Below are 6,891 nucleotides of genomic sequence, written 5' to 3' on the forward strand. Positions count from 1 at the left end.
CCTAACACGGATAATAAAGAGGTAGAAGCCCTGCCCGAGCTTCACTGACTAGTTGGGAAGGTCCGCTTCGGGTCGTTTGCAGATCCTTCCACAGACGAACAGCGCGCGAACTTTATTGCAAGGAGTGAAGTCTAACTTTGTATAGCCTTGTATATCGTTGTATAGCCTAGTGAGCTTATACATAGCTATAACTTGTTAGAACTTATTAGAAGTTCGTGATGACGGGTGAGTAAAATACGCTGGGCTAACTCTCTGCCGATTGAACAAACTACGCACCGCAAGAGTTCCGTCTCAACGTGGCTTTGGCCTGTCCAGTGTGTGATGGCAATTGGGCGGCAGACAGCACGTCAGTCCAGCCGGACGAAGAAAAACTTCTACCGCCAGCAGCTCCGGTTTCGACCGCCATGCCGAGAACTCTCAACTGATTGCTGGTTGCATGTCTTGTTCTGTCGGAAGCATTTCTAGGCCATTCGCCGAAGATTTTCGGCTGTAGCTGCTAGGTCTTTGTAAAGCAGCAGGAGCCACACATCGCAGTCTGGATTGGCCTGCACCCGGCTGACGCCTAGCCTCGAATCTCATTGCCGGCCGGCGAAGCTGTGCTCGCGTGGCGCTTGCCTGGCGCTCCCAGCGGATACCAGCGCGCCCTAACCCGCATGAACGGCGTCTCCACCACCCGGTACAGCACCCAGCCGCCCAGGATGCCGGCGGCCATGACCGCTGCAATCGTCAGGGGTGCGCCTGGATCGATGTTCCTGCTTACCAGTTCCGGGCGCAAGGCCATGAACACGGGCTTGTGCGCCAGGTAGACCGCGTAGGACCACAGGGCTAGGCCGGCCGCGCCAGGAATGCTTACCCGGTTCAGGAGCGAATCGGGGCTGAGCGCGGAACAGGTCAGCAGCGCGAAACTTGCGGCGACCAGCGAGAACCCGAAGGTGGATGCCGCAAAGGCGGTCGGCGCTTCGTTCACCACCCCGTACAGCACAGCCGCCGACATCGCCAGGCCCGCCGCCAGTAGCGCGTTCCCATGGCGCAGGATGCGTGCAAAGGCCGCCGGATGAAAATTCTTCAGCATGGCGATGGCGACACCCGGCAGCAATTCGTCGAAGCGGGAAAAGCTCGAGTAGTACACCGGCGCCGCGAAGACATCCATGCCGTCCATGAAGGCGATGCCGCGCACCGTCATGCCGGCGCCGATGGCGGCGAGCAGGGCGCACCAGAGCAGGCGCGGCGAGCGCTCGCTGCCGACCAGCGCCAGCACCGCGAGAGGCAACACCAGGTAGAACTGCTCCTCGATGCACAGCGACCACGAGTGCGTGAAGGTTTCCCCGTAGTTCAAGCTGAAATTCTGGGTGAACGTGAGGAACTGCCAGGCCGGCGCCATGCTCTTGCCGGCGATCGGGCTATCCGGCAGCAGCAGGTAGACGGCGAGCACTGCGTAGTAGTTCGGCAGGGTGCGCATCAAGCGGCGTGCGAAGAAGATTTTTAGGTTCAGGCTGTCGCCGCGTGCGGCGGGGGCGAGCAACTGATTGCCGATCAGGTAGCCGCTCAGCACGAAAAACAGGTCGACCCCGGCCCAGCCGATTCGGCCGATAAAGCCGAAAGTCGGCGCGTGGCTGACGAAGCCGTGGTAATGCGACATCAGGACGAGCGCGATGGCAAGCGCGCGCAGGGTGTCGAGCCCGGCGAGCCGGGCGGATGTGGATTCAGGCTGCATCATGCGGATTTCTTGTCGAGGTGTTGGAGTGCTTCTGCCAGGGCGTGCATATACCTACGACTGCTTCTCCGGTGGCAACTCTTCCCAGTGCCATTCGTATGATCACTTTCCTGCGTCGGCGGTTTGCCCAGCTGCCGCGTCCTCAACGATCGTTCGTGAAAGCCAGGTTCGGGCCTGCGCAGCGTAGTTGCGGCACGCGTCCTGATCGATATAAGCAGCATTGCCGAGTGCCGGTTGCTTCGCCTTCCGCTCCCACAAGCCGCCTAGTTCAGGATGGGCGGCTACGAGTACGTCGCACTTTAGTGATTCAACTCTGGCGATCGATCCCTCAACCGCTGCTTTCGCATTTGGAAAACCCGGGTTGTGGCTGAAGCGGACCTGCTTGCTGGACAAAGCGTACAGGCTGTCGGCATATACCATATTGGCTGTCCGTCCGTTTTCCGACGACTGCCAGGTCCAGCTGGTTCCTCCCTTGGTGTGCCCGGGTGTGAAGTGTGCGGTCAGCGCGAGCGACCCGAGCCGGACGACCTCTCCGTCATGGACGACGCGCAGTTTCGAGACTGGGGTCATCGGTACCAAGTGGGACAATTGCGGGTCGGTTTTTTCTGGTCGGCCGCTCGAGATCACCTGCGCGGCGGCCGGACTCGCCAGTACTGTAGCTCCGCTCAGCTTCTGTAGTACCGCTATGCCACCCGCGTGGTCGTGGTGTTCATGCGAATTGACGATGTATCGGATGTCTTCGACTTTGAAACCCAGTTTTCGGATGTGCTCCACGATCCGGGGGGGCGACTCTGGGCCGCCGACGTCGACGAGGATATGACCGGACGGAGACGTAACCAGCAGCGCACTGATGCCGCCTGTACCGACGTAATAGGTATTGCCATACACAGCGAAGGGTTCCTGCGGGGCGTACCAGTCCGCTGCCTTGGCGGTAAGCAGGGAGGCGGCAAATACGATACCAGACAAGCAAACATGCTTCTTTTTCATTTTCACAATGCCTCTATGTGTCGTTGCTAATTTCGTGTCTATGGAATCACCGGTGCCGAGCTACAGCGTGATCCGCGCCAGCTCGCTCAGGAACGCGTCGCGGGTCAGCGGACCAGCATAGCCATCGGTGCTGACCGGCTGTTCCAACAGCCGAGCGAACACCAGCGTGCGGCCGCCTTTGTTGGCCCAGCCGACGAACCAGCCAATTGCCTCTTCGCTTCCGTCCGGCAATCGCGTGTGTGCCGTGCCGGTCTTGCCGTAAACCTCCCACCCATTCGCGAGTGTCGCGACCTTGAGTAGGCGTGCAGTCATATCGTGGGCGTGCGCGGACACTGGCAGGCTTCGGTTGACCAGCTTGCGCAGGAACACGGTCTGCTCGATCGGCGAAATCTTGAGCGTAGGGCTGAGTTCGGAAAGCGCAACCGCATCGTCCACGCCGTCCTCGCCAGAAAGCGCGCCGTTGCCATAGTCGAAGGACTGCACATAGCTGCGCACACGTTGGGCGCCAAGCCCTATGCTCACCTGTTGCGAATACCAGACGACTGATTCGCGCAACCAGCGGGCCGGATCGGTGCTGTGCCGCCAGGACGGATTCCACGCCGCGTAGCGCTGTTTGTAAGGCAGGTAAGGTGTGTGTTCGTCGCGTAGCACGCCGCTGTCGAAGCCCATCAGGCTGATGGCGATCTTGAAGGTCGACGCCGGGGTGACACGCTGATCGCAGCGCCCCTCACGAACCACGGAGGCGCCGCCGGCCGCATCGACGATGAGCGTGCAGTCGAGCGCAGCCGAGGTCCCGGGCGACGCGTTTGGCCAAGCAGTCGCCGGGAGCGGAACATCGTCGCCAGGTGCGCCGGCGACATGCCAATTGAGCGCCGGCTGAAGCGCCAGGTTTGCGTAGACCACGGCTGCCAGGCAGCCGAGCGTAGTCCAGCGCGCCCAGGCCCCGTGTGCTGCTGCCGGCGTGCGAATCAGGCTGACGCGGGCGGTCAGCGTCGGTTCTCCGCTGGCGCCGAAGGCCAGCGCCATGCCGGCCATGCGATGTTGCAGCTTCAGTTGCGCAACCAATGCCGCCGCATAGACCTTGCGCTGGCCCTGCGGCCGCTCTTGCAACACATCGCGGTCACACCCGAACTCCTGCGCCCAACCCAGCCGAACGCACAGCATGCGCATCAGGGGATTGAACCAGAATAGAGCCTGCAGCGTTAGGGACGCCGCGCTCCAGTGCAAATCGTGGCGCCGCCAGTGTGTCAACTCGTGCTCGATGATCAGCTGCTGCTGCAACGGATCGAAACTGCGCAGGTGGCGCGGCAGCAGCAGGCGCGGCTTGAACACACCTTGCAGCATGGGAGAAATGGGAGCCTCGACTTCGATCACGGCCGGCATGATTGCATGCGCCTGCGCTGCGAAACCGGCGTGACCATCAAGCCCGAAAAGCGGCTCACCGCTGGCGGCCAACGCATCGAGCAAGCGCTGGGCGCGCCGCCAGCGGTGCAGCGCATGGCCGAGGCCGAGCAGGTAGAGCACCAACCAGGCACGGGCCGCATCGCGGAGCCACGTGTTCCGGGATGCGAATGCCGGTGCCGGCGCGGCCGCTGGAGCCAGCCGTGCCGTGGGGTGCACGGACGCCGGGGGCGTTTGCGGCCCGACGGACTCTCCCATCTCAATGACGGGCACTACCCGCAGGCGTTCCGCTGTCGGTAACAGCATAGCCACGAACACTACCGCCACCGCTGCCTGTCCGAGAAGCCACAGCGAACGCTGCCAGACGAGCGCGGGCAGGAGCCTGGAGAAGAGCATCACCACACCCCAGACCGCGCACCCGGCGGCGAGTGAAGCTGCGGCAGCGACCAGCAGCCGTACTAACGCGACGTCGACCGGAGTCATTCGGTCTCGTCCATGTCGTGGGGCCAATGCTGTAGCAATTGCTCGAGCTGGGCGAGCTCCTGCTCGTCGACCAGCTTGCTGCCGGTGAACATTGTCACCGGCAGCGGTGTGTCGATCTCCATCACTCGCTTGCCGAAATCGTGCGCAAAGGCAGCCAGGGTATCGACCTTTTCCAACACTGCTTCGTACACTTGCACGCCGTGGCGGACATGCTGGCTGACCATGCGCTTTTCCAGCATGCGTTCGAGCGTCTTTCGGGTCGACGAATACGACCAGCCGAGTTCAACCTCGACGCGCTCGTGGATTTCGCGCGCACTCAATGGCTGCTGGCGCCATAACGCCTTCAATATGCTGAGCTCTGTAATCAAGGGGACGGACATCTGGCACGCTCTTCATTTTGACCAATGCCGCAATTATGCGACAACCGTCGCAGATAGTCAAAGAGTTCAGCTCCTAAGCAGCTCATCTATCGATAACCTAATTCAAGACCGCCCGTTGTCTATGTGACCTCCGCAGTTGAGTACTTTGCTTAAGCATCCATAGGCAGTTACTAATGCGCATATTTCCTCTGCTATAACACTTCGGCGTCGGGAGCTGTATCTACACCTCTCCGATAGCGGCGGGCCAGATCGAGGAAGACAGCCAAGTCCGCTTTGGGTCGGTTGCGGTCCTTCGCTGGTAGACTGCTTCCGGCCAAGAGCGGACAACAACGCATGAGATTTTATGGGATGCCTACAATGCGCAGTTTGAATACGTCCTTTGTTCACGGTGTAGCTGCATATTCCGCTTTAGCATTAGCTCCGTACCTGCAAAGCAGATGGAGTTGGATCTTCGCGGCAACCATTTGTGTGTATGCCGGTTGGTTTCATAAGTCCTACCTCTTCTCTTTCCTAGGAGGGGTCATCGTGGCCGTGGCAGGTTTCGCTGCTGTCGCGACTTTTAGCTTGGATGGCGAGGGCGGGGGTCTATTCTTCATGTCTGCGGTAGCGCTATTACTGATTTTGCCGGCAATGGCTGCAGGATACGGCGTTGGAAAAATCATTTTTGCGTTATCGCATCGAGCCAAAGACAATGAAGGCGCGCCACCATAACGGCCTGGGGATGTGTGCTTTGGGTCGGTTGCGGTCCTTCGCTGATAGACTGCTCCCGGCCAGAAGCAGACGAACACCAGTCGAACCGATTACTCGTACCGAATATTTAAAGAGGTCAACTTGGAAAGCTTTCTGGAAACCTATTGGCACCAAATCTGGGGCATAGGGCTGGCCGTCTTGGGCATTTATTTTGCGTTTCGTAGAAATCTGCCAGTTGGAATTCAAGGCGGTCCGACATTGTTCCGCTTGACAGGTGCGAGCGCTATTGTTGTGAGCCTGCTTATCGCACTGGTCGGCGTGGCGGTCGCGACGGGCATATTTTGATCAGCTAACCGCAGATCGACTGATTAATGTTAGCAGACTGCGATGTCCGCTTCGGGTCGGGAGCAGACATTAGCGACGTCTGAAATCGGCCAGCAGTGGACTCGTTGAGCCTCACAGAGAACGACCGGAACCAACATGCGAAAGCCTGAACGTCCTCCCGACTTGGAAGTAGAGCTACGCCTTTTCTCGACTGAAGAAGGCGGGCTGCAGCAATCGCTTCCACAAGGATGCCGTGTGCCGAACGATTTCGGGCTGGAAGGCGAGATGAATGACGGCATGTACATCTTCAAAGGCGATCCACCTCTTCCTGGGGAGACAGCATTGGCGGAGGTATGGCTGCTCGTCCCTGAACGGAACGCAGGTCGCCTGCAAGCAGGATCGAAGTTCTACCCATGGCATATGCGGTTGATCGGAGAGGGAACCGTGCGAGAAGTCATCAATCCGGTGCTCCGTCTTCAGGCTTGACGGCACCTCTCCGAGCGGCCGCTTCGGGTCGGTTGCGGTCCTTCGCTGGCAGACTGCTACCGGCCAAGAGCGGACATATAGTGTGGAATTAACGGGGATGTGAATGGATGCGCTTTCAGTGACGATTGAACGATTCGTCGACGATAACTTCCCCGGTTGGGTGGAGTGTTCCCTTGTCGACTCGGACCGCTGCGTGCATCAGTTCATTCAAAAAGCGCCTGTGGTAAGTGCCGCGAACCTCGTGCCCGACAGCGATTTTCCTCACTCGGGTTACATGGCGTGCTTGATTCAGGACGAATGGACTGATGAGCGTGGACGGCAGTTGGTTCGAGTGGGCACCGCCAAGCCATGGGGTGTCGAATCGACAGCTGGAGAAACAAGCTTTACAGTCCTCCGCGCTCAGATCGTGCAGCTGTAAAACCGTCC

The 6,891-nt window shown here is 59.7% G+C and carries 8 protein-coding genes; 4 read left to right on the plus strand and 4 right to left on the minus strand.

What is annotated here, in order from left to right:
* Positions 1-562: 562 nt before the first annotated feature.
* From ACHAC9_RS24180 to ACHAC9_RS24195, 4 genes are all read right to left on the minus strand, one after another.
* Entirely contained in the window at positions 563-1,717 is a 1,155-nt protein-coding gene (locus tag ACHAC9_RS24180; RefSeq protein ID WP_435764316.1) for an acyltransferase family protein, read from the minus strand.
* A 99-nt stretch (positions 1,718-1,816) separates the two neighbouring features.
* Complete coding sequence (gene bla, locus ACHAC9_RS24185) at positions 1,817-2,701, minus strand: subclass B3 metallo-beta-lactamase (protein ID WP_435764318.1); 885 nt, start codon at positions 2,699-2,701, stop codon at positions 1,817-1,819.
* A gap of 60 nt (positions 2,702-2,761) precedes the next feature.
* Complete coding sequence (gene blaOXA / locus ACHAC9_RS24190) at positions 2,762-4,585, minus strand: class D beta-lactamase (RefSeq protein ID WP_435764320.1); 1,824 nt, start codon at positions 4,583-4,585, stop codon at positions 2,762-2,764.
* On the minus strand, positions 4,582-4,965 hold the full coding sequence (locus ACHAC9_RS24195; protein ID WP_435764322.1) for a BlaI/MecI/CopY family transcriptional regulator: 384 nt from the start codon (positions 4,963-4,965) through the stop codon (positions 4,582-4,584). The genes blaOXA and ACHAC9_RS24195 overlap by 4 nt, the downstream gene beginning before the upstream one ends.
* A gap of 357 nt (positions 4,966-5,322) precedes the next feature.
* Here ACHAC9_RS24195 and ACHAC9_RS24200 point away from each other — a divergent pair, with 357 nt between their 5' ends.
* The 4 genes from ACHAC9_RS24200 (at position 5,323) to ACHAC9_RS24215 (ending at position 6,883) form a co-directional block, all read left to right on the plus strand.
* On the plus strand, positions 5,323-5,676 hold the full coding sequence (locus ACHAC9_RS24200; protein ID WP_435764324.1) for a hypothetical protein: 354 nt from the start codon (positions 5,323-5,325) through the stop codon (positions 5,674-5,676).
* Between the two features lie 120 nt (positions 5,677-5,796).
* On the plus strand, positions 5,797-6,000 hold the full coding sequence (locus tag ACHAC9_RS24205) for a hypothetical protein (RefSeq protein WP_435764326.1): 204 nt from the start codon (positions 5,797-5,799) through the stop codon (positions 5,998-6,000).
* A gap of 135 nt (positions 6,001-6,135) precedes the next feature.
* Complete coding sequence (locus ACHAC9_RS24210; protein ID WP_435764328.1) at positions 6,136-6,465, plus strand: hypothetical protein; 330 nt, start codon at positions 6,136-6,138, stop codon at positions 6,463-6,465.
* A gap of 103 nt (positions 6,466-6,568) precedes the next feature.
* A complete protein-coding gene (locus tag ACHAC9_RS24215) occupies positions 6,569-6,883 on the plus strand; it encodes a hypothetical protein (RefSeq protein WP_435764330.1) in 315 nt (104 codons plus the stop codon).
* The last annotated feature ends 8 nt before the right edge of the window (positions 6,884-6,891 follow it).

This window comes from Massilia sp. CMS3.1, assembly GCF_051262535.1.
Classification (GTDB): domain Bacteria; phylum Pseudomonadota; class Gammaproteobacteria; order Burkholderiales; family Burkholderiaceae_D; genus Telluria.